Origin of the sequence: Proteus sp. STS61-E (assembly GCF_040932335.1) — a bacterium.
GTDB classification, from domain to species: domain Bacteria; phylum Pseudomonadota; class Gammaproteobacteria; order Enterobacterales; family Enterobacteriaceae; genus Proteus; species Proteus mirabilis_B.
In genome coordinates this window covers 354,421-377,441 of record NZ_JBFQGE010000004.1, presented here as the reverse complement: position 1 = coordinate 377,441, position 23,021 = coordinate 354,421, and the positions used below count along the sequence as shown (strand labels likewise).

General features: G+C 37.6%; 17 protein-coding genes. 9 read left to right on the top strand and 8 right to left on the bottom strand.

Annotated elements, in window-relative coordinates; all coding sequences use genetic code 11:
- The first annotated feature begins 157 nt into the window (after window positions 1–157).
- Together rarD and purT are read left to right on the top strand one after the other, a co-directional pair.
- Entirely contained in the window at window positions 158–1,069 is a 912-nt protein-coding gene (gene rarD, locus AB4J89_RS12030) for an EamA family transporter RarD (RefSeq protein WP_088494767.1), read from the top strand.
- A 125-nt stretch (window positions 1,070–1,194) separates the two neighbouring features.
- Window positions 1,195–2,382 carry a formate-dependent phosphoribosylglycinamide formyltransferase gene (purT, locus tag AB4J89_RS12025; RefSeq protein WP_088494768.1) on the top strand — a complete coding sequence of 396 codons (1,188 nt, stop codon included), beginning with the start codon at window positions 1,195–1,197 and terminating at the stop codon, window positions 2,380–2,382.
- A 38-nt stretch (window positions 2,383–2,420) separates the two neighbouring features.
- Here the strand turns inward: purT and AB4J89_RS12020 are convergent, their stop codons facing one another.
- Together AB4J89_RS12020 and AB4J89_RS12015 are read right to left on the bottom strand one after the other, a co-directional pair.
- Window positions 2,421–3,140, bottom strand: a complete 720-nt coding sequence (locus AB4J89_RS12020; RefSeq protein WP_088494769.1) for a substrate-binding domain-containing protein — start codon at window positions 3,138–3,140, stop codon at window positions 2,421–2,423.
- Between the two features lie 11 nt (window positions 3,141–3,151).
- Window positions 3,152–4,204, bottom strand: a complete 1,053-nt coding sequence (locus AB4J89_RS12015; RefSeq protein ID WP_088494770.1) for an ABC transporter substrate-binding protein — start codon at window positions 4,202–4,204, stop codon at window positions 3,152–3,154.
- A 211-nt stretch (window positions 4,205–4,415) separates the two neighbouring features.
- Between AB4J89_RS12015 and htpG the strand changes: the two genes are divergently transcribed.
- The 6 genes from htpG (at window position 4,416) to AB4J89_RS11985 (ending at window position 11,431) form a co-directional block, all read left to right on the top strand.
- On the top strand, window positions 4,416–6,299 hold the full coding sequence (gene htpG / locus AB4J89_RS12010) for a molecular chaperone HtpG (protein ID WP_088494771.1): 1,884 nt from the start codon (window positions 4,416–4,418) through the stop codon (window positions 6,297–6,299).
- A 182-nt stretch (window positions 6,300–6,481) separates the two neighbouring features.
- A complete protein-coding gene (adk, locus tag AB4J89_RS12005) occupies window positions 6,482–7,126 on the top strand; it encodes an adenylate kinase (RefSeq protein WP_088494772.1) in 645 nt (214 codons plus the stop codon).
- Between the two features lie 132 nt (window positions 7,127–7,258).
- Entirely contained in the window at window positions 7,259–7,546 is a 288-nt protein-coding gene (locus AB4J89_RS12000; protein WP_088494773.1) for a DUF2645 family protein, read from the top strand.
- Window positions 7,547–7,754: 208 nt separating this feature from the next.
- Window positions 7,755–8,735 (top strand): ferrochelatase, encoded by a 981-nt coding sequence (hemH, locus tag AB4J89_RS11995; RefSeq protein WP_311755804.1) that lies wholly within the window; start codon window positions 7,755–7,757, stop codon window positions 8,733–8,735.
- Between the two features lie 163 nt (window positions 8,736–8,898).
- Window positions 8,899–10,017 carry an LPS O-antigen length regulator Wzz(fepE) gene (gene wzz(fepE) / locus AB4J89_RS11990; RefSeq protein ID WP_088494775.1) on the top strand — a complete coding sequence of 373 codons (1,119 nt, stop codon included), beginning with the start codon at window positions 8,899–8,901 and terminating at the stop codon, window positions 10,015–10,017.
- Window positions 10,018–10,120: 103 nt separating this feature from the next.
- Window positions 10,121–11,431, top strand: coding sequence for an inosine/guanosine kinase (locus tag AB4J89_RS11985; RefSeq protein ID WP_088494776.1), 1,311 nt, complete (start codon window positions 10,121–10,123; stop codon window positions 11,429–11,431).
- A 118-nt stretch (window positions 11,432–11,549) separates the two neighbouring features.
- Here AB4J89_RS11985 and ybaL read toward each other — a convergent pair whose 3' ends face one another.
- Window positions 11,550–13,310: a YbaL family putative K(+) efflux transporter gene (ybaL, locus tag AB4J89_RS11980; protein WP_088494777.1), complete on the bottom strand. Its 1,761-nt coding sequence runs from the start codon at window positions 13,308–13,310 to the stop codon at window positions 11,550–11,552.
- A gap of 238 nt (window positions 13,311–13,548) precedes the next feature.
- Entirely contained in the window at window positions 13,549–14,787 is a 1,239-nt protein-coding gene (locus AB4J89_RS11975) for an MFS transporter (protein ID WP_311755803.1), read from the bottom strand.
- A 261-nt stretch (window positions 14,788–15,048) separates the two neighbouring features.
- On the opposite strand from AB4J89_RS11975, the gene ushA reads away from it, so the two are divergent.
- Window positions 15,049–16,713, top strand: a complete 1,665-nt coding sequence (gene ushA / locus AB4J89_RS11970) for a bifunctional UDP-sugar hydrolase/5'-nucleotidase UshA (protein WP_088494779.1) — start codon at window positions 15,049–15,051, stop codon at window positions 16,711–16,713.
- A 120-nt stretch (window positions 16,714–16,833) separates the two neighbouring features.
- On the opposite strand, the gene ybaK is transcribed toward ushA, so the two are convergent.
- The 4 genes from ybaK to copA form a co-directional block, all read right to left on the bottom strand.
- Complete coding sequence (ybaK, locus tag AB4J89_RS11965; protein WP_088494780.1) at window positions 16,834–17,313, bottom strand: Cys-tRNA(Pro)/Cys-tRNA(Cys) deacylase YbaK; 480 nt, start codon at window positions 17,311–17,313, stop codon at window positions 16,834–16,836.
- Between the two features lie 34 nt (window positions 17,314–17,347).
- Complete coding sequence (locus AB4J89_RS11960) at window positions 17,348–18,157, bottom strand: TraB/GumN family protein (RefSeq protein ID WP_368469374.1); 810 nt, start codon at window positions 18,155–18,157, stop codon at window positions 17,348–17,350.
- 109 nt (window positions 18,158–18,266) lie between these two features.
- Window positions 18,267–19,664, bottom strand: a complete 1,398-nt coding sequence (locus AB4J89_RS11955) for a YadA-like family protein (protein WP_368469372.1) — start codon at window positions 19,662–19,664, stop codon at window positions 18,267–18,269.
- A gap of 380 nt (window positions 19,665–20,044) precedes the next feature.
- Window positions 20,045–22,987: a copper-exporting P-type ATPase CopA gene (copA, locus tag AB4J89_RS11950; protein ID WP_368469370.1), complete on the bottom strand. Its 2,943-nt coding sequence runs from the start codon at window positions 22,985–22,987 to the stop codon at window positions 20,045–20,047.
- Window positions 22,988–23,021 lie beyond the last annotated feature (34 nt).

Genomic DNA, 23,021 nt, shown 5'->3' with positions numbered 1-23,021 from the left:
TACTTTTCTCGGAGTGGTTATTTATGGAGATTTTTTTATCTCGTCTATTCGGTTGTGCTGATGTTTGATCAATCAATCAGCGATGCTGATCATATTGTTCTGTCTGTTTTAAGCGTATGATATTAAATCTTATTGACTTTTATTGATGGAACATTAAATGTGGGCTCAATCGGGCGCGGTATTAGCCATTTTTTCTTATATTCTTTGGGGAATAACCCCTCTGTTTTATCGGCTGTTACCCGGAGCACAACCGTTAGAAATGTTGGCTCAGCGTTTGATTTGGTCTATCCCTCTTTTATTACTCGTTCGACTCTTTATTAAAAATAGAACACGATGGCGCGCAGTTTTACAAGATAAGCGCTCTGTTTTTATGTGTCTATTTAGCTCAATGGCTATGGCAGTTTCTTGGTGTACGTTTACTTATGCATTAACACATCAACAAGTATTAGAAGCGAGTTTGGGGTATTTTATTAATCCGCTTTTCTCAATTTTATTAGGCATGATATTTCTTAAAGAAAAGCTTAATCCAGCAGAAAAATGGGCTGTTACCTTAATTTGTGCGGGTGTGGGTTATCAATTATGGATGTACGGTGAATTGCCTGTATTGGCTATCATGATGGGTGGTGCATTTGCTGTATATGGCTTGATCCGTAAGTTTATTCGTTTTGATGTGATCACCTCTTTATTTATGGAAACGCTTTGGTTAATGCCATTAGCAATAGGTGCCACTATTTGGTTGTTTATAACAGATAAAAGCGCATTACCTTCTGCAGATAATCTGACTCGTTTTTATTATATTCTAACCGCGCCGGTTACTATACTACCGTTATTGTTCTTTACTGCAGCAGTCAAACGAACCACATTAACTGTAATTGGATTAGCACAATATATTGAGCCTACTATTCAATTTTTATTGGCTGTTTTCTTATTCCATGAAGTTTTTGATGAAGTAAAAGGCGTGAGTTTCTCTCTAATTTGGTTAGGGCTTTTATGCTGTATTTTAGCACTTATCCGAAAACGCCTGAATTATCTAAAAATTCAAAAAGGAAAACGTAGCCAAACAGTGTAATTATTTTATTTTTCTGTTTGATTATTTTTTTGTCTGGCTATTTTTCTATCAAGCTAAATCCGCTATGCTATATGAAAAGCAATCGTTTGCGTGATTGTGGTTTTTATTAATGGTGAGGATAAAAAATGACAGTGTTGGGTACGGCTCTTACGGCAAATGCAACAAAAGTGATGTTATTAGGTGCTGGCGAACTAGGCAAAGAAGTCGCGATAGAGTGTCAACGCTTAGGTATTGAAGTGATTGCAGTTGATCGCTATCTCAACGCTCCCGCTATGCATGTTGCACATCGCCATCATGTTGTAAATATGCTTGATATCGATGCATTAAAGCAAGTTATTGAACAAGAGCGACCTGATTTTATCGTTCCAGAAATTGAAGCTATTGCAACAACGTTACTGGTTGAATTAGAACAAGCGGGGCAAAAAATTATTCCTTGCGCCCGTGCAGTAAAGCTGACTATGGATAGAGAAGGGATACGTCGATTAGCCTCAGAAACATTACATTTACCTACATCAAACTATCAATTTGTTGATGATGAAGTGAGTTTTAAAAAAGCCGCTTTAGAAATAGGCTTCCCTTGTATTGTAAAACCCGTCATGAGTTCATCCGGAAAGGGGCAAAGTGTTATTCGTGGTGAAAATGATTTAGCTCAGGCTTGGACTTATTCGCAAGAGGGCGGTAGAGCAGGTAAAGGGCGTGTTATCGTTGAAAAAATGATCCCGTTTGATTTTGAGATCACTTTACTAACTATTCATGCTGTTGATGGTATCCATTTTTGTGCCCCTATTGGTCATCGACAAGAAAAAGGGGATTACCGAAGTTCGTGGCAGCCTCAAAAGATGAGTGATATCGCACTTGCTAAAGCAGAACATATTGCGAGTAAAGTGGTTGAGAACTTAGGGGGCTATGGCTTATTTGGTGTTGAGTTATTTGTTCAAGGTGATGAGGTATTCTTTAATGAAGTCTCTCCTCGCCCTCATGATACTGGGCTCGTGACATTAATCTCTCAAGATTTATCAGAGTTCGCGCTTCATGTCCGTGCTTTTCTAGGCTATCCCATTGGTGGTATTCGCCAATTAGGCCCTTGTGCATCAGCGGTTATTTTACCGGAGCTTTATAGTACAAATATCGTTTATTCTGGTATTGAAAAAGCATTGAAGGCGAATCGCCAAATTCGCCTTTTTGCTAAACCTGAAATTGCCGGCTCTCGCCGTTTAGGTGTTGTACTTGCTCATGCAGATACAATAAAACATGCATTAGATGAAGCAAACGCAGGTGCTAACGCTATCCTTGTAAGTGATGCTCAAAAATAACGATATAACATAAGGTTACTTACCGCTAAGAAGAGAACTTAACTTAGCGGTAAAAATCCAGCTTTTATAAAATACGCTTTCGCATAAGGAGATAATATCTCCTGATATAAACTATAAGCCTGAGAATGAATAAGTGTCGCACAATAGTGCGCAGTAACATTAAAAGGCTTTGGAATATCGAAGATCTTTAATTCAGGAAATTGGCTTAATTGTATTTGGTAATGCTGATAACCAATGAAAGCATCTGCTTGATGTGTGGTAATTAAATAGTGGGCAGCCATTCTACCTTGAGGAATGGTAAGTGAATGCTCACCTCCAACTAAAGAGAGTGCTCGCATTTTTAATGCCTGACTTAACTTTGGGTCAATCTGCGCAATATTATCAAATAGTTGCCAACTATAATCCCCCGATGGATCTGCTTTTGGTGTGGATATCCCTAATTTTAATGCGGTATTTGATAATACGCTAAGCCAGTTATCTTCTTCATTTACATCATTACGACGAGCAGTAATGCAAAGCTGATTAGTAATAAAAGGAGCATATTGTAGTGCGAAACCTTTATCGATTAATTGCTTTGCATTATTTTCATCAGCAGAAAGAAACAAATGACAGGTTTCCCCTTGTTCAATACGCTGACGTAGAAGTCCTGCAGGTCCAAATGTAAGTACCCACTTCTCGCCTGTTTTTTGCTGATGATGCTCAATAAAAGCAGGTAGTGTGGTTTTTAAGCTACCTGCTGCAAAAAGGGAAAATGTCATGATGTTATATCCTACTCTTTTCCTTGATATTGAGTACGATAGAATTTTTGATACCAATCATTAGCGGCTTTTTGTATATCAATATCGCTAAATTTCTCAGGATATAGTTTTTTTGCCATCCACAATTCACCTATTGCCATGGCTTCAGGCATTGGGTATCCCCATGCTTTCGCATATTCAGGCATTAAATAAATTCGGTTATTTTTAACAGCACTAATAACTTGCCAACGCGTATCTTGTTTGATTTCATCAACAACTTGAGGGTATCTGTCTTGAATAAAAATGACTTCAGGGTCCCATGCAATAACTTGTTCTAGTGAAACTTGCTTATAACCTTTAACGGTTGATGCGGCGACATTAAATGCACCTGCATGTTCCATCATTAATCCTGTGTATTTTCCTGAGCCATATGTTGTTAAGTCCGGATTAGCCATATAAGCCCGTACTCGTTGCTCTTTAGGAATATCTTGTAAGCGCTGACTAACTTGTTCACGTTGTTTAAAGGTATCGTTAACTAATGCTTGTGCATTTTCTGATTTATTGACGATATCACCAATCAGCAAAATACCTTCTTTTAGTCCTTCGTTATAGGCTTGCTCTTCATTTTGTAATGTTGGGTTAAGTGTTGATTTATCATCATTAACTTCTTTACGTAATGAAATCGCCACAACTGGAATACCAAGAGCAGAGATTTTATCAATCATCTCTTTAGGGGCGTAGTTAGTCACAAAGACAACTTGAGGTTGCAGCTTTACTAAGCTTTCAGCATCAAAACTGGTGAGATCGCCGACTTTAGGTGTTTTTTCTAGAGATGGCGCGAGTTGCGCATATCCATAACCAAGTTGTTGTTTCCAGTTAGACATCACACCAACAACTTTATCTGTGGCATCCAGTTGAACCAGTAAGTTCAGTGTTTGGTGTTGTAAGACGACCGTTCTTTCTACTTTATCTGGAATGGTAACGGTGCGACCAATTTGGTCTACGATTTGTCTATCTGCGTAAGAGAAAGAAGAGAGGGAGAGTAAGCCAATACCGAGTAAACAGTGCTGTAATAAAGCTTTCATAATCATAAACCCAAGTTAATATCGCTGTATAATAAAATATACAGCTAAAAATATACAGCAAGTATTATTTTGGCTCAAACTTTAATCATATAAGGTGCTTAATCACTTTTATTAGCTTAATTTTTTACTCGACCCTTGAAACTTGCTTAACTATCCCCACTTTTTACTCATATTGATTTTTTTCGCCAAATTAGGATTAATTGAGGTAAAAATGAGTATGAAAGGTCAGGAAACAAGAGGATTTCAGTCAGAAGTTAAACAACTTCTTCAATTAATGATCCATTCTCTTTACTCCAATAAAGAAATTTTCCTTCGCGAATTGATTTCGAACGCATCAGATGCGGCTGATAAATTGCGTTTCCGTGCATTATCAGATGCAGCGCTTTATGAAAATAATGGTGAGTTGCATGTGCGCATTTCCACTGATAAAGAAGCTCGTACTCTAACTATCAGTGATAATGGTATTGGTATGACTCGTGATGAAGTCATTGATAATCTCGGTACTATTGCAAAATCAGGTACAAAATCATTCTTAGAATCTATCGGACAAGATCAAGCTAAAGATAGCCAACTAATTGGTCAGTTTGGTGTCGGATTCTATTCTGCATTTATCGTTGCAGATAAAGTGACAGTACGCACTCGCGCAGCTGGCGAAAGTGCAGATAAAGGTGTTTTTTGGGGATCTGAAGGCGAAGGTGATTACACCATTGCTGATATTGAAAAAGCAGATCGCGGTACTGAAATTACGCTTCATTTACGTGAAGGTGAAGATGAGTATTTAGACGATTGGCGTCTGCGTAGCATTATTAGTAAATATTCCGACCATATTTCTCTACCTGTTGAAATTGAAACAAAAAATGAAGAAGACGGTACAGTAACATGGGAAAAAATTAATAAAGCGCAAGCACTTTGGACTCGTAATAAAGCTGAAGTGAGTGATGAAGAGTATAAAGAGTTTTATAAACATATCTCTCATGACTTTGCAGATCCATTAAGCTGGGTGCATAACCGTGTAGAAGGTAAGCAAGAGTATACAAGTTTATTATATGTGCCTTCAAAAGCGCCTTGGGATTTGTGGAATCGTGAACAACGTCATGGTTTAAAACTGTATGTGCAGCGCGTCTTTATTATGGATGAAGCTGAGCAGTTTATGCCTAATTACCTGCGTTTTATCCGTGGGTTAGTGGATTCTAATGATTTACCGCTAAACGTTTCTCGTGAAATTTTACAAGACAGCTCTGTTACACGTAACTTACGCAGTGCATTAACTAAGCGTGCGTTGCAGATGTTACAAAAACTGGCAGAAAACAAGCCGGAAGAGTATCAAGCATTCTGGAAAGAGTTTGGTTTAGTCTTAAAAGAAGGTCCAGCAGAAGACTCATCTAACATTGAAACTATTGCTAAATTACTACGTTTTGCATCAACACATAACGATAGTGATGCCCAAACAGTTTCACTGGAAGATTATGTTGGCCGTATGGTCGAAGGTCAGGAAAAAATTTACTACATCACAGCAGATAGCTATGCAGCTGCGAAAAATAGCCCTCATTTAGAGCTGTTCCGCAAAAAAGGTATCGAAGTACTGTTGTTATCTGAGCGCATAGACGAGTGGATGATGAATTACCTGACTGAGTTTGATGGCAAATCATTCCAGTCTGTCAGTAAAGCCGATGAATCTCTTGATAAACTTGCTGATGAAGAGAAGCAGGCTGAGCAAGAAGAAACAGATAAACAATTAGCACCGTTCGTCGAACGTATTAAAACCTTGCTAGGAGATAAAGTTAAAGATGTGAAATTAACGCATCGTTTAACAGATACTCCAGCAATCGTGACAACCAGTGCTGATGAAATGACAACACAAATGGCCAAATTGTTTGCAGCAGCAGGACAAGAAGTGCCAGAAGTGAAATACAACTTTGAGCTGAATCCAAATCATCCATTAGTGAAGCAAACAGCCGAGCTAGCAGATGAAGCACTATTTGCGGATTGGGTAAATTTATTACTCGATCAGGCATTATTTGCTGAAAGAGGCTCTTTAGAGGACCCAAACCAGTTTATTCGCTTAGTGAATCAACTTTTAGTTCAAAAAGCGTAACTGTTTTCGTTTTCAAACATTTAAACCACGTTTATCTGAAAAGAGAGCGTGGTTTTTTCTTTTTCGATAAAAAATAAAATGCAATCGCTACCGTGATTTCTTGAGAGATGACCTCACAAAATGGTATGGTAATGCGTTTTCGAGTTTAAATATAAAAAATTAAATGCAAGGGGATTTACGCGATGCGTATCATTCTGCTAGGCGCTCCAGGCGCTGGTAAAGGCACTCAGGCTCAATTCATTAAAGAAAACTATGGTATCCCACAGATTTCAACTGGTGATATGTTACGTGCAGCAGTAAGTGCAGGTACAGAACTAGGACTGAAAGCAAAAGCACTGATGGACAATGGTCAGTTAGTGACTGATGAATTAGTTATTGCGTTAGTTAAAGAGCGCATCAAACAAGACGATTGCCGTAATGGTTTCTTGTTGGATGGGTTCCCAAGAACAATTCCACAAGCTGATGCAATGAAAGAAGCGGGTATCAACGTGGATTTCGTACTGGAATTCGCTGTACCTGATGAAATCATTGTTGATCGTATTATTGGCCGTCGTGTTCACGCACCATCAGGTCGTGTTTATCATGTGAAATTTAATCCACCTAAAGTGGAAAATCGTGATGACGTGACAGGTGAAGAATTAACAACACGTAAAGATGACCAAGAAGAAACTGTTCGTAAACGTTTAGTTGAGTACCATACTCAAACTGCACCGTTAGTTTCTTATTATCAAAATGAAGCTAAAGCAAGCAATGCGAAATACTTCAAAGTTGATGGTACGCAAAAAGTAAGCGAAATTAACGCTGAACTGAAAAGTATCCTTGGCTAATTCGCCATTGTGATGATTAATCCCGGTTGAGCCGGGATTTTTTTTATTTAATGATGTGCTATTGAGTGTATTGGGAATTTGAAACACGTATTTACTTCAGATTTGAAGGAAACAACAGGATAGACATTAGATATGAATATTGTATGGAAGATATTTTCATTTATATATTTTGTTTTTCTATTGTTTTTGATAAAGATACTTTCAATTTCTGATTATGAATGGATGGTAGGAAAAGGCGATACAAAAAATCTTTGCCAGCTTCCATTAGGCGGACGATATACCATTGAGCCTATTTTAGTGCTTATTCCCGGTGTTTTAATGCTCCTTTTAAATAAAAATAAAAAGATAAAATATGTGTATATTGCGATTACAGGAATGTATCTTTTTTGGTCATTCTTTTTGCGATTTAATTGGTGTTAAACATTAACCCAAATATCTAAATCTACTTTGAAGGTTTGTAATCACTTTATTGTGGGATGAGTAATATCTTCAGATTACCTTTGCTTTTTTCTTTGTTAAATAATGTGTAAAAAGAACAATCCAATAAATTGACAAGCACAATCTATTATTTTCCTTTATTCTTCTACTCTTTGGTTATCCTAATAAAATAACTCTAAGGAGTCATAGTATGAATGATGCTAAGTATGGTGTTCTTTTGGTTAATCTTGGCACACCTGATGCGCCGACAACGGGTGCTGTTCGACGTTATTTAGCACAATTTCTTAGCGATCCTCGTGTTGTTGATGTTTCTCCTTTGATTTGGAAACCAATATTACAAGGGGCGATATTACCGTTTCGCTCACCCAAAGTTGCTAAGTTATATCAACAGATTTGGATGGATGAAGGATCACCTTTGTTAGTTTATAGCCGAGCACAACAACGTGCCGTTGCTGAGCGATTACCGAATATACCCGTGGAGTTGGGGATGTGTTACGGTAATCCATCGCTAAATGAAGGGGTTGAGAAGCTATTAGAACAAGGTGTTGATAACATTATTTTGTTACCACTGTATCCACAATACTCTTGCTCTACTTCAGCGGCAGTATTTGATGGTGTTAGTCGCATTTTTAAAGATATGCGTACAATACCTTCTCTTCACTTTATTCGCAGTTATCCTACTCATCCGCTTTATATCAAAGCGCTTGTCACCTCTATTGAGAAAAATTTTCAGCAATATGGCAAACCCGATCGTTTAATTCTCTCTTTTCATGGTATTCCTGAGCGCTTTATTAAAACGGGCGATATTTATTATGATGAGTGTTGCCTCACAACAGAAAAACTAAAACAGCAATTAGAAGAACAGTTAGGTTATCCTAAAGAGCAAGTCATGCTGACATTCCAGTCACGCTTTGGTCGTGAACCTTGGCTATCACCTTATACGGATAAAACGATGGAAAAGCTGGGAAGTGAGGGTGTTGAACATGTACAGGTTGTATGTCCGGGATTTTCATCTGATTGCTTGGAAACATTAGAAGAAATTAATGAACAGAACCGAGAGTTCTTTATTCATGGTGGCGGCAAACAGTACGAATATATTCCGGCATTAAATGATGATCCAGAGCATATTGACTTGCTAGAAGCGATGATCCGAGAGGTATGCGAAAAATAATTACTGAATTCTATAAATAAAATTATCGGATTTGATGATATATTAATTTGATCATATTTCAGTTATATATAAACTTATCTTTTCTCATTTTTTAAGTCTTTTGGTGGGAATCACTAAAAGTGCTGATAAACGGACACTGCATTACATAAATTTAGGCAGGAAAATGAATAGTAAGCTTTCAAAACCACAATCTTCAGAAGTTGATAAAGGACATTTTGACGATTTCTATCTAAAACAGAATGATGAGATCGATCTTTTTGAATTATTTTCTGTTATTTATAAATCAAAATTTGTCATTATTGGTATCACGTTATTATTTGCTATCGTTGGCTTTACTGTTGCAAGCTTTTTACCACAAAAATGGACGAGCCAAGCTGCAATTACCAAGCCAATGCTTGATGAAATGAAGCAATTAAGAGCAACATTGACTGAGCTTAGCTTAGTGGATGTTGATACAGGTGTGAATGGTTCATCTGTTTATCAAAAGTTTATCAATAACTATAATTCTCGTGTTTTGCGTGAAGAATATCTGGTAAGTACGGATTATTACAAAAATTTGCTGGCTAAAATGGATGAGCCAACACCTTTGGATAAGCGTAAATTAATTGAAGAAATCGTAACGAAAAATATTAATTTAAAAGCTTCAGATGTTAAAAATAGTGAAGATGAGTTTAGTGGTGAAATTAATTTAAGCTTCACTGCACCAACCCCTGAAGAAGCTTACGATTTACTTTCTGGTTATATTCGCTTTATTTCTACCAAAGTACGTGTAGAAGTAAAAGACGAAATTGATGATCAAATTGAGCGTAAATTAAGTTTTGCGCAAAAAGCCTATGAAATGGATTTAGAGCGTATCGCTAATGCGCGTAACGTTAATGTGCAACGCCTGAAATATGCATTAGAAATCGCAAATGCAGCTGGAGTTAAAAAACCAATTTCCAGTGAAGGCGCACAAATTAAAGATGATCCTGATTACTCTATTGCCATGGGTTCTGATGCGTTAAGCAGTAAATTGGCTATCACAGAAGCTATCACTGATCCAACAACAGTGAGCGCTGATCTGAAAAACCGTTTATACAATATGAAGCAGTTAGAAAAAGTAAAATTAGATGACCTTCAATTTGTACCATTCAAATATATGTTGAAGCCTTACGAACCGACTAAAAAAGATGCACCTAAACGCGCTCTGATTTTAGTTGGTGCTGCTTTTGTTGGTTTCATTCTTTCTGTTATGGGTGTTTTACTGAGCTATATGGCAAGAAGCCGTCGTAAAACTGCATAAAAATATCTTTAAATAAGTAGGTGTACTGACGTACACCTACTGTCTCTCCTATAATATTGTGTTAACATTGCGCATCTTTTTTAGCTGTGTAGCATCGTTCACAATGAAATTCCCTGGCAAACGAAAATCCAAACACTATTTTCCCGTTAGTTTACGAGATCCTCTATTACAACCCATCATCAATATGACGGAGAGCGAATCCTCTCGCGCTTATATCGTAGGTATTGACCAAACATTGGTTGATATTGAAGCGAAAGTTGATGAAGAGTTTATTAACCGTTATAACTTGAGTCAGGGACACTCTCTTGTTATTGAAGATGATGTCGCAGAGGCACTTTATCGTGAATTAACAGATAATAATCTGATAACACACGAATTTGCTGGCGGTACTATTGGTAATACGCTACATAACTACTCTGTATTAGCTGACGACCGCTCTGTGTTATTAGGTACTATGTGTAATAACATTCAGATTGGTAGCTATGCTTATCGTTATTTATGTAACACATCTAGCCGTACTGATCTTAATTACCTCCAAGGTGTTGATGGTGCCATTGGACGCTGTTTTACGCTGATCACGGAAAATGGCGAACGCACATTTGCTATTAGCCCCGGTCAAATGAACCAGCTTAAACCAGAAAGCATTCCGGAAGAGGTGATCGCAGAAGCTTCTGCATTGGTATTAACGGCTTATTTAGTTCGCTGTAAACCGGGTGAACCGATGCCGTTAGCAACCATGAAAGCGATTGAGTATGCGAAAAAATATGATGTGCCTGTCGTTCTCACCCTTGGTACAAAATATGTTATTGCAGATGATCCACAATGGTGGCGCGATTTCTTAAAAGAGCACGTTTCTGTTGTCGCAATGAATGAAGATGAAGCCTTTGAATTAACGGGGCATGCTGATCCTCTGTTGGCTTCTGATGTCGCCTTAGAATGGGTTGATTTAGTGCTTTGTACCGCTGGACCTGCTGGGCTCTATATGGGCGGTTATACAGAACATAGCTTTAAGCGCCAAACCACACATCCTTTATTACCGGGTGCGATTGCTGAATTTAATCGTTATGAGTTTAGTCGTGCAATGCGTCGTAAAGATTGTGATGAGCCAGAGAAAGTCTATTCTCATATTGAGCCTTATATGGGTGGCCCAGAAAAAATCATGAATACAAATGGTGCGGGTGATGCAGCATTGTCAGCATTACTGCATGATATTACAGCGAATAGCTATCACCGTATCAATGTGCCAAATTCAAGTAAACATCCTCGGACTTATTTAACTTATTCATCTTTAGCACAAGTGTGTAAATATGCTAACCGAGTGAGTTATCAAGTACTAAGTCAGCATTCTCCACGTTTGACGCGCGGTTTACCTGAAAAAGAAGACAGCTTAGAAGAAGCCTATTGGGAACGTTGAGTTTATATTGTTTCTAAGTCTTGTTTTATCTAAGCGAAATAAAAAAACCTATCAATATTTATTGATAGGTTTTTTATTGACTTAAATTTTAAGGGCTTAAGTGGTTATTAGTATTTGATTATTGCGCTGCACTAGGTGCAATGATTTGTTGACCATTTTCAGGTGTATCATCAATAGCACAACCAAACTCAACTTCTTTAATTAGCATATCTGCCATTGCGGATGCTGTTTGATCTTCATCGATAATGACGTGATTTGCTCCTTTTTCAAGGATAAAAGAAGCTTCTTCATCATAGTTAGCACGCACGATAATATCGTCAAAATGAGCACGAACAATGATGTTTAAATCAGGGTTCATACTTCTTGCTGTTTCCGCGATATCGGCTGCTTCATAACCATTAGGTATCGTCAGTAATAAAGATTTAGCACAATCAATACGAGCTAAAGCAAGTGACTCTTTAGTTGATGCATTACCCAGTACTGTGTTTAAGCTTTTCTCTTTTAATTCAGCGAATTTATTACGGCTATTTTCGATAATAACCAATGGGATAGATTGAGCTAATAATTTCTCCGAAAGCATACTTCCTGCTCGTCCATAACCGACGATAATAGCGTGACCACAAATATCAACAGGGACAGGCATTTCTTCTTCTAGCTCTTCTTGTTGTAGCTGTTCCACTTCTTCTTTGGTTTCTGTTTTTGCCAGATAACGGTCTAATAAAGAGAACAGAACTGGGTTTAGCATAATAGAGACTAAAGCACCGGCTAAAACAAGGTTACGCGCATCTGGCTCTAAAACGTTCAGTGCAACGCCAAGACCTGCAAGAATAAAGGCGAACTCACCAATTTGAGCAAGGCTGGCTGCAATGGTTAAAGCGGTTCGTCTGGAATGCCCAAACATTCGAACAAGCACCAGTGCAGCTGCGGATTTACCAATAATAATGATAGCCAGTGTTGCTAAGATACCCAATGGATGTTCAATTAATACCATTGGATCAAATAGCATACCGACAGACACAAAGAACAGAACAGCAAAGGCATCACGTAAAGGTAAAGTATCCTGAGCCGCTCTATGGCTTAAATCAGACTCATTAAGCACCATACCCGCAAAGAATGCCCCTAATGCGAAGGATGCATCAAATAAGGTCACAGCGGCATAAGCAATACCTAAAGCAAGAGCGAGTACACATAGTGTAAATAGCTCACGAGAGCCGGTTGCTGCTGTTTTAGCTAACATCCAAGGAATAAGCTTACGACCAACAATCATCATGATTAAGATAAAGGCGACCACTTTACCGATTGTGATACCTAAATTAATCATAAGTTGAGAAACATTGGTTTGATCGCTACTTTCCAGCATATTAGCGATAGCAGGGAGTAGAACAAGGGCTAACACCATGGCTAAGTCTTCAACAATTAACCAGCCAATCGCAATTTGACCTCGTTGGCTATCAATCAAGCCTCTTTCTTCAAGTGCTCGTAAAAGAACAACAGTACTTGCTGTTGATAGACACAAGCCGAATACAATGCCACTAAATAAACCCCAGCCAAAAAATGCCGATAATCCCAGTCCTAATAGTGTTGCGACTGCAATTTGAGCAATAGCACCCGGAATAGCGATGGCTTTTACTGCCATCAGATCTTTTAACGAAAAGTGTAAACCCACGCCAAACATTAGCAGAATAACGCCAATTTCAGCGAGTTCAGGGGCGAGAGAGGTATCAGCAACAAAGCCGGGAGTAAATGGACCAGCGAGTACACCCGCAGCAAGATATCCTACTAAAGGTGAGATTTTTAGCCGTTGAGCGATCATGCCTAAAATGTAAGCAAGTGCTAACCCACCAACAATGGTGGTAATGAGGGGTGTTGAATGCGGCATCAATTCTCCTTCTTTTTATAAAACTACATGTATCGGGGGGCGAGTAATATAGCAGGCTGATAGTTTAACGTATTCATGCAATAAATTCGCTAAAAATTATCGATTATTTATAAAAATAGCAAGTTGACTGAGTTTTTTGATGCAAATGCACTTTTTTATGTTATTTTAATCAGTCTTACCTTTTAAAGTAAGAAATACCCTGTTACCCGTTCATTTAGATAACAGGGGAAATTACAAGTTATTCGGTTTTATCTACCCCAATGTTAGGGAGAAAAATGGTGAAAATACCTAACAGTGGGAGATAAGCGCAAATATGATAGACATATTCAATACTCTTCTGATCAGCAATATACCCTAAGACTGCTGCACCAATACCACCCATCCCAAAAGCAAGCCCGAAGAAAAGCCCTGAAACCATGCCTGTTTTACCCGGAATTAATTCTTGAGCATAAACTAAGATAGCAGAAAATGCTGAAGCCAAAATCACACCAATAAATACAGTCAGTACGCCAGTCCAATAAAGGCTGGCATAAGGGAGTATCAGTGTAAAAGGCGCAACACCTAGAATAGATCCCCAAATAACGTATTTTCTGCCAATTTTGTCGCCTACGGGGCCACCAATCATGGTGCCAGCAGCAACAGCAAAGAGGAAAACAAATAGGTGAATTTGTGCATTTTGTACAGAAACGCCAAATTTATGTATTAAATAGAAAGTATAGTAGCTACTGATGCTTGCAAGATAAAAATACTTAGAAAAAATCAGAATAAGTAAAATGGCTAAAGAGCCAAAAAGGGCTTTACGTGGCAATATTGCTTTATTGTTTAGTGCTTTAGGTTGTTTTTTCTGAGCTTCTTGTTGAATTTTATACCAACGGCTAACTTGTAATAGCACCACAATAGCCAATAACGCAGCAAGAGAGAACCAACCCACATTTCCTTTGCCATAAGGTGCAATTAGTAAAGCGGCTAAAAGAGGGCCTAAAGAACTGCCTAAATTTCCGCCTACTTGAAATAGTGATTGTGCAAGTCCGTGTCTTCCGCCTGATGCCATTCTAGCAACGCGAGATGATTCAGGGTGAAAAACGGATGAGCCTGTGCCGACTAATCCCGCAGCAAGTAATAACATTGGGAATGTATCAGCAAAGGCGAGGAGAATAAGCCCCGTTAGCGTAAAACCCATACCAATAGGTAATGAGTAAGGCTTAGGATATTTATCAGTATAGAGGCCAATAAAAGGCTGTAATAAAGATGCTGTAATTTGATAGGTCAACGTTATCATCCCTATTTGCACAAAACTGAGTGAAAATTCGGATTGCAACATAGGGTAAATAGCTAATATCAATGATTGGATCATATCATTGAGAAGATGTGAAAAACTGATAGCAGTTAAAATACTAAAAACGGTATTACGCTTATTGGCTTTTCGTTGTAAAACATCGGTTTCTTCTATGGGAAGCGTTGGATCGGCATTGCTCATTTTAGTTCCCTGTCACATTATTTTGTTAATAAATTGTTTCTGTTTTTATTAGTCTAGTTTACATCTATTTGGAGTTGAGTGCTTTTGTGAGAAATAGAGTTTGATTCATGTCTCAAAAAAACTATTGGATCAATGAAATAATAAAAAAATTATATAACCTACGTCATAAAATACAGCAAAAGTATTTAACTTCTGTCTTCTTTTTCTACAGTAGAACCATGGCAGAACCTTCTTAATAAATAATATACATGGGGATATACCATGAGCTTATCTTTTAAATTATCAGCATGCGCATTAACGGTTTCTTTAGCGATGGCGCCTGCGATGTCTCAGGCATGGGAAAAGGATAAAACCTACGAAATTACCATTTTGCATACCAATGATCACCATGGCCATTTCTGGCATAACGATCGTGGCGAATATGGTTTAGCGGCACAAAAAACGGTTGTTGATGACATTCGTAATGAAGTGGCTAAAAAAGGCGGTAGCGTACTGCTGTTATCTGGTGGTGATATCAATACCGGTGTTCCAGAATCTGATTTACAAGATGCAGAGCCTGATTTTAAAGGTATGAATCTTGTGGGTTATGATGCAATGGCACTTGGTAACCATGAATTCGACAATCCATTAGATGTTTTACGTCAACAAGAGAAATGGGCAACATTCCCATTCTTATCTGCAAATATTTATCAAAAAAGCACGGGTGAGCGTTTATTCAAGCCTTACACCATTTTTGATAAGCAAGGTGTCAAAATTGCAGTATTAGGTTTAACGACGGATGATACCGTGCGTATTGGTAACCCTGCGAACTTCCCTGATACCGAATTCCGCAAACCTTCTGATGAAGCTAAAAAAGTGGTAGAAGAGCTGCGTACAACGGAAAAACCAGACATTATTATCGCAGCAACTCATATGGGTCACTACGATGATGGTAATCACGGCTCTAACGCACCGGGTGATGTGGAAATGGCTCGTGCATTACCAAAAGGTTACCTTGATATGATTGTGGGTGGTCACTCACAAGATCCTGTTTGTATGTCTCAAGAGAACAAAAACTACAAACAAGCTGATTATGTACCAGGAACACCTTGTGCACCAGATAACCAAAATGGTACATGGATTGTTCAGGCTCATGAATGGGGTAAATATGTTGGTCGTGCAGACTTTGAATTCCGTAATGGTGAATTTACGTTAAAACATTACCAATTAATCCCAATCAACTTAAATCAAAAAGTGAAGAAAGACGACGGTACAACTGAACTTGTCTACTACACGAAAGAAATTGCTCATAACCCTGAAATGATGAAACTGCTGACACCTTACCAAGAAAAAGGTGGCGAGCAATTGAATGTTAAAGTGGGTGAGGTTGTTGGTAAATTAGAGGGTGATCGTAGTAAAGTTCGCTTTGTTCAAACCAACATGGCACGTCTATTATTATCAGCTCAAGCTGAACGTGCGAATGCAGACTTTGCAATTATGAGTGGTGGTGGTGTGCGTGATTCTATTGAATCTGGTGATATCACTTACAAAGATGTACTGAAAGTACAACCATTTGCGAACGAGCTGGTTTATGTTGATTTTAAAGGTGAAGAAGTCGAGCCTTATCTGTCAGCTGTTGCATGTATGAAAGTAGACTCTGGTGCTTACGCACAATTCTACAATGTTAGCTTAACTGTAGATGCAGACTGTAAAGTTAGCGATGTTAAAATTGCGGGTAAACCATTAGATAAAACGAAGTCTTACCGCATGGCGACATTAAACTTCAACGGTATTGGTGGTGATGGTTATCCTAAGATTGATGTTCATCCTGCGTATGTAAATACCGGTTTTGTTGATGCTGAAGTGCTAAAAGGTTATATCGAAGCACATTCTCCATTGAAAGCTGATGATTTCGAACCTAAAGGCGAAATTGTTTACAAGAAATAAGCTCAGTAAGTAACGCTTATATAGACAAAAGGCGACATTAATGTCGCCTTTTATTTTGGGTCTAAATCACGTCAATTTCTTATTTTGAGGATGAACCTTAAAATAAAAAATCATTAATGATTATGACTCTTTGCGAATAAGTGCGAATTGAGCGCCTAATACAGTACCTAAATCTTTTGCTGATAATTCAATATCTAAACCACGTTTGCCACCAGAAACAAAGATAGTGTCAAATTCAAGAGCTTGTTCATCAATTACTGTCGGTAGGCGTTTTTTCTGACCTAATGGGCTTATTCCACCCACTAAATAACCCGTGACCTTCTGTGCAATCTGTGGATCTGCCATATCTGCTTTTTTTGCCTTAAAGCACTTAGCAACAAGTTTTAAATCTAACTGACCAGAAACCGGTGTTACTGCAACAGCAAGATTTTTAGCATCACCATTTAAAGAAACTAACAGTGTTTTGAATACTTGGCGATTATCTAAACCTAATTTTTCAACGGCTTCATCACCAAAATTATGGACATTAGCATCATGCTCATAAGGATGAAGAGTAAATTTGATTTTTTGTTTTTCCAGTAAATTTACAGCGGGAGTCATAGCTATTCCTACTTATAAGGTTAGAACAATATTTTTATGCTTGGTGCGTTAATAAATCGATCAAATTCTCTTCACCAAATAAATGAAGGGCACCTACTGTCACTACATAACGACCAGCTGGTAATTTTGATAATATGCTTACCCATTTTTGGTTACGGCTTTCCATTAAAATATCAAATACAGCTTTACTAAAGGTATTCGGTAAAGGCGGTTGTTTTTCTCTACTATTATAATTTAACCACCAATTGATCATGATTTGCAATGTACGTGCGTTCTCGTGCCAATTTTTTAATGTGTCTTCGAGTAATTGCTGACCATCATCAGGGAAATTTAATAATAATGCGACCTGACTCTCAATGCCTTCGAGTTCAATAATCCTTTTTTTGTGTCCATTAGCCTGTTGGATAACTTGATAATCAACGCCATATTGCGGTTGTAATCCAAGTTGCATTGCTTGGGTAGATTGTAAAATCAAAGCAATTTGCCAAAGAGGCTTATTCTCAAGTTGAGAAAGTGAGAGGGCGAGATCTTCGCAATAGCGTGTAACTTGAGAGAAAAGAGGAGTATTTAAGCGCGTTTCTAGAGACTCTCTAAAAAGAGATGATTGATCAAAAGGTTGAACGTCAGTTGAAATATCGGCTTCAACAATAATAGCATCTGCATTTTTTATTTCGTTGATAAGCACGTTGGAAAGTGGTGACATTGTGGGAACACCCATATGGATACTACCCACAAGGTGTAAAGAGATATTATTCGGTAGCGTAATATCAACAGCAGGATAAGGGTAGTGAGTAGTGTTTTTTATTCCTACCCACTGTTTGATTTTCTGAAAAATACCCGTCATTGATATGCTCCTTTGAGTATAGAATTACAAAGTTTCAGCATAACGGATTTGAAATGGAATGAAACAGCGAAAACTAAGCTTTACTTAGCTTTCGCAGTATTTACGTTATTTACCAACTCACGCCGACACCACCAGCAGATACCCAACTATTGCTTTCATTCCATGCTGTAGAAGCTCTTATTTTAATATTTTCATTAATACGATATTGCATACCCCAAGCAAGTGCTGTGGCATTACGATAATTACCAATACCAATAGCCGTACTAAATGTAGCATTATCAGTAAAAGGTAAATTACTCATTGCAGCTACAGAAGCAATGCCTTGATTGGCACGTTTCTCTACTTTATAAAAGCGATTTTGAGTATCAGATTTAAAGTGCTCAAAATTCTCTTTAAGTGCATTAAATTGGCTTCTATCTGTCGATTGCTCATTATATAAATGAGAAAGGTGGTTTTTTAGAGGTAGTCGAATACCATTAATATTAACATTATTAATCGTATTTTCTTTTATTTCATTGATTTCTGATGTGTTATTGATAATGCTATTTTTATTTAGCTCAATATTGTTTTTATTTTCATTAACTGTAATTTTGTTTTCATTAATATTGACGGTGTTTTTATCAATTTTATTTTTATTCTTTTCTATATAATTAATGTTATCTGTGATTTTTTCTCTGTTTTTTTCAATCTCATTACTATTATCTGTAATATTATTTTTATTTGTTTTTGAGTTTTTTATTCCCGCCAAAATATCGACTTCATGTTGTTTTATTTCGTTAGCGTTATCTGTGATTTTTTTTTGTTGAAACTCAATATCATCTCTTGTTCTTTGTTTATGATCTTGAATGGAGTTTTTAATTAGATGGTCTTCTTGTTCTAAGCTCTTTACAACTCGACTTATTTTCTCATCTGTGTTTTCATCTAATATGAAAAGTGATGAGTTTTTAGTTTCAATATTATCAATATATTCATAAAGATCTTGTTGATTATTTATTTTTGCTAAATCTATTCCTGGTTTTTCTGTTGTGGTAATAATTATTTTTTCATTTTTACTCATGATATCAATTAGTTTGTCACGATTTAACGAGAGGGTTTTATCGCCTTTTTTTATGAATAATGAAGTGAAATAATTAATTGCTTCATTCTTGAAAATTGTATTGTCAGCTTCTATTTCAATATGCCTATCGTTATTAACTATATTATTAACAATATATTCTGGTGCATCTTTGATCTTCTTTTCTTCAAAATGATTTGCAAGATCTTTTGCTATTCTTTTGTCTAACTTAATTTGAAATGTATTTGGATTATATCTGCTTATTTGGACGTAAGAATCACTAATAACTTTGTCAAATAAAGGATTATTTATAAATTGATGATTTTTTGCAAGAGTATCATATTCAGGCGTGATTACTGAATTTGATTTATCACTTAATTTATTGGTATCTGAAAAAACATTTGATGAATAAACTAAAGATAAACTAATAAGAAAAAATTTGTTGTATTTCATCTGCAAATCCTTTTGATATTGAAATATATTCTTGGTATTTATTTTTCAAGTATTTTAAATTTTTATATCTATTTCACTATAAATAAATAACCTTATTAAGTTTTTTTATATTAATTTTATATTTATTATTATGAATAATAAAAACTAATGAAATCTTTATAAGATATTGCTATTCTAGCAATAAGAGGGCGGAGTGATGACTCTCTTGTATAATGAGAAATTCCTCTTTGACTGGCCGATAGAAATGTCGGCTTTTTTTTTAACCTTTTGATAATATTAATAATCATTAGAGAAAATTTAAAAATAAGATAATAAAAAACCCCTTTTACCGATCAGTAAAAGAGGTTTTAATATAATATGTCTTAATAAATCTTTAGGTGTTATTGCTTAGGTTTGAAACGCAATAAACGGTTTGCATTACTTACAACTGTGATTGAAGATAGCGCCATTGCTGCACCTGCAACAACAGGATTTAACAGTGTGCCAGTGAAGGGATAGAGAATACCTGCCGCAATCGGAATACCTAAGCTGTTATAGACAAAGGCACCAAAAAGGTTTTGCTTCATATTACGCAGCGTACCTTTTGAAATTTCAACAGCATCGGCAACACCATGTAAGCTATGGCGCATTAATGTGATTGCTGCTGTTTCAATGGCGATATCACTACCGCCACCCATTGCAATACCAACATCAGCTTTGGCTAATGCAGGGGCATCGTTAATACCATCCCCAATCATTGCAACACGACGACCTTCAGCTTGAAGCTCTGTAATGGCTTGTGCTTTACCTTCTGGCATAACACCAGCAATAACCTGATCAATACCTGCTTCTTTTGCAATTGCATTGGCAGTAATTGGGTTATCTCCCGTTAACATCACTAAGCGATAACCTTGATGATGTAAACGTTGTAATGCACTTACGGTATCTTCTCTAAGTGGATCACGAATAGAAAGTAAAGCCGCAATTTTTCCGTCTTGCGCTAATAAAACAGGAGTAACACCTTTGGCGGCTTGAGAATCAATCAGTGAATTAACTTCGTTAATATCAATACCAGATCCAAGCATTAATTTAGGGTTACCTAAAAGTACTGTTTTACCATTAATTTCGCCACTTAATCCCATACCGGCTAATGTACGGAAATTGTTTACTTCTGGTAAATCAATACCTTCAGCACGCGCTAAAATAGCTTTCGCTAATGGGTGATTAGAACCATTTTCTAGTGATGCTGCCAATGCAAGCGCTTGAGTGTCATCTACTTGATTGAAAGTATGAATTTCAGTGACCTGAGGCATACCTTCTGTCAGTGTTCCTGTTTTATCAAAGACTAAAGTATCTAGCTTACTGGCTTGTTGTAGAGCATCTGCATCACGGACTAACACACCATATTCAGCCGCACGACCAACACCTGAAATGATCGACATAGGTGTTGCCAAACCTAAAGCACAAGGGCAAGCGATGATAAGAACGGTTGTGATAATCACCAGTGCATAGGTAATTTGTGGAGATGGGCCAAAGAAATACCAAATAGCTCCTGCAACAAGAGCAATAGCGACAACAACAGGCACAAATACACCCGAGATTTTATCCGCTAACTGACCTATTTCAGGTTTACTACTTTGCGCTTGGCGAACTAATTTAATAATACGAGCCAGTGTTGTTTTACTTCCCACTGCCGCTGCTTTAAATAGAACAGAACCATCTTGAACTGTTGTTCCAGCATGAATAGTATCACCCACTGTTTTTTGCTGTGGAATTGGCTCGCCTGTCAGCATTGCCTCATCCATCCACACTTCACCTTGGATAATTTCACCATCAACTGGCACTTTATCACCTGTTGCTAAACGTAAAGTCATTCCTTGTTTAACATCAGCCAATGGCATTTCAACTTCACCGTTTTCAGTTATCACTCTTGCTGTTGGTGGAGTTAAATCTAATAGTCTTTCTAGCGCTTTAGATGAACGCTGGCGCGCTCTTTGCTCAAGCATATGTCCCAGATTGATTAAACCGATAATCATCGCACTGGCTTCATAATAGAGATGCCGAGCTTGAGCTGGGAACACTTCTGGCCATAAGTTTACAGTAATGGAATAGAGCCAAGCTGTTCCTGTTCCTAACGCAACGAGGGTATCCATTGTTGCACTGCGGTTTTTTAAACTCTGCCATGCACTACGATAAAAATGACCACCAGCAACAACCATAACAAACAGCGTTGCAATACCAATACCTAACCAGATGCTGTGATTAGCTTCGGTCAGCATCATATTGTCGCCGATCATTCCCCAAATCATTACAGGAATACCAACGACTAATGCCAACGCAGCTTGCCAGCGAAAACGTTTCATATTGGCAACAGCAACTTCTTGCTGACGTTCTCTGCGTTTTACATCGTCTTGAATAATTTCAGCGCCATAACCTGCTTTTTCAATGGCAGTAACGAGTGCATCATGATCGATTTCACCCGTTACTAATGCACTACGCTCAGCAAGATTTACACGCACATTTTCAACACCATCAACGGATTGTAATGCTTTGTGAACCTTGTTTACGCAACTCGCACAAGTCATACCATCGATTAAAAGCTGAACACTGTCGTCATCGTCAGTGTCGATTTCAGCGCTATTATCAATATCAGCATTCTCAACTGGAATATCACAAACAGCCGCTGACGATGCTTCCAGTTGTGCATGCGTTTGCGTCAGCGGCTCAGTTTTTGGGAAATCAGTACCTGCTAGTTGAGCTTCAAAACCCGCTTCTGTAATGGCGTTGATTAACGTTTCAGCGGTTGCAGAACCCGTCACTTTTGCATGTGTCAATTCAACTTCAGCTGTTTCAACACCTGCGGTATTTTCTAGCGCTGTTTTAACTGAACCGACACAGTGACCACAATTTAAGCCTGATAGAGTTAAATGAATTGCGTTGTCAGCAGGCGCTAAGCTTGCTTGAAAACCTTCAGCCGTAATGGCTGCAATTAAAGTATCCGCATCTGCGTCACCAAAAATTTCAGCTGACTCTTTTGTTACATTAACGGCTGCAACACCTTCAACAGCCAATAATGCTTTTTCAGTTTTACCAACACACTTCATGCAGTTAAGTCCGCTTAGGCTTAATTTTACATCAGGTTGTGTTGCAACACTTGCTTCATAGCCTGCATCTTCAATTGTTTTGATTAAGCTTTCAGCAGTTGCATCACTGTCAATTTTAGCGTATTGAATAGTCACAATTGCCTGCTCTATGTCATTGCGAGAATCAAGAGCTTTTTTTACACTGTTAACACAGTGAGAGCATGAAAGTCCTTTCAATGCGAGTATTATAGTTTTTGCCATGTTAATTATCTCCGTCATAAAAGCGTTACCTCTA

Bases quoted from the DNA above. Each gene is read 5' to 3' on its own strand.
- AB4J89_RS12000 (WP_088494773.1), top strand. From the start codon at position 7,259: ATGAATATTGTATGGAAGATATTTTCATTTATATATTTTGTTTTTCTA.
- AB4J89_RS11955 (WP_368469372.1), bottom strand. From the start codon at position 19,664: ATGAAATACAACAAATTTTTTCTTATTAGTTTATCTTTAGTTTATTCA.
- purT (WP_088494768.1), top strand. From the start codon at position 1,195: ATGACAGTGTTGGGTACGGCTCTTACGGCAAATGCAACAAAAGTGATG.
- AB4J89_RS11975 (WP_311755803.1), bottom strand. From the start codon at position 14,787: ATGAGCAATGCCGATCCAACGCTTCCCATAGAAGAAACCGATGTTTTA.
- rarD (WP_088494767.1), top strand. From the start codon at position 158: ATGTGGGCTCAATCGGGCGCGGTATTAGCCATTTTTTCTTATATTCTT.
- hemH (WP_311755804.1), top strand. From the start codon at position 7,755: ATGAATGATGCTAAGTATGGTGTTCTTTTGGTTAATCTTGGCACACCT.
- ybaK (WP_088494780.1), bottom strand. From the start codon at position 17,313: ATGACTCCCGCTGTAAATTTACTGGAAAAACAAAAAATCAAATTTACT.
- ybaL (WP_088494777.1), bottom strand. From the start codon at position 13,310: ATGCCGCATTCAACACCCCTCATTACCACCATTGTTGGTGGGTTAGCA.
- AB4J89_RS12020 (WP_088494769.1), bottom strand. From the start codon at position 3,140: ATGACATTTTCCCTTTTTGCAGCAGGTAGCTTAAAAACCACACTACCT.
- htpG (WP_088494771.1), top strand. From the start codon at position 4,416: ATGAGTATGAAAGGTCAGGAAACAAGAGGATTTCAGTCAGAAGTTAAA.
- adk (WP_088494772.1), top strand. From the start codon at position 6,482: ATGCGTATCATTCTGCTAGGCGCTCCAGGCGCTGGTAAAGGCACTCAG.
- ushA (WP_088494779.1), top strand. From the start codon at position 15,049: ATGAGCTTATCTTTTAAATTATCAGCATGCGCATTAACGGTTTCTTTA.
- copA (WP_368469370.1), bottom strand. From the start codon at position 22,987: ATGGCAAAAACTATAATACTCGCATTGAAAGGACTTTCATGCTCTCAC.
- AB4J89_RS11960 (WP_368469374.1), bottom strand. From the start codon at position 18,157: ATGACGGGTATTTTTCAGAAAATCAAACAGTGGGTAGGAATAAAAAAC.
- AB4J89_RS12015 (WP_088494770.1), bottom strand. From the start codon at position 4,204: ATGAAAGCTTTATTACAGCACTGTTTACTCGGTATTGGCTTACTCTCC.
- AB4J89_RS11985 (WP_088494776.1), top strand. From the start codon at position 10,121: ATGAAATTCCCTGGCAAACGAAAATCCAAACACTATTTTCCCGTTAGT.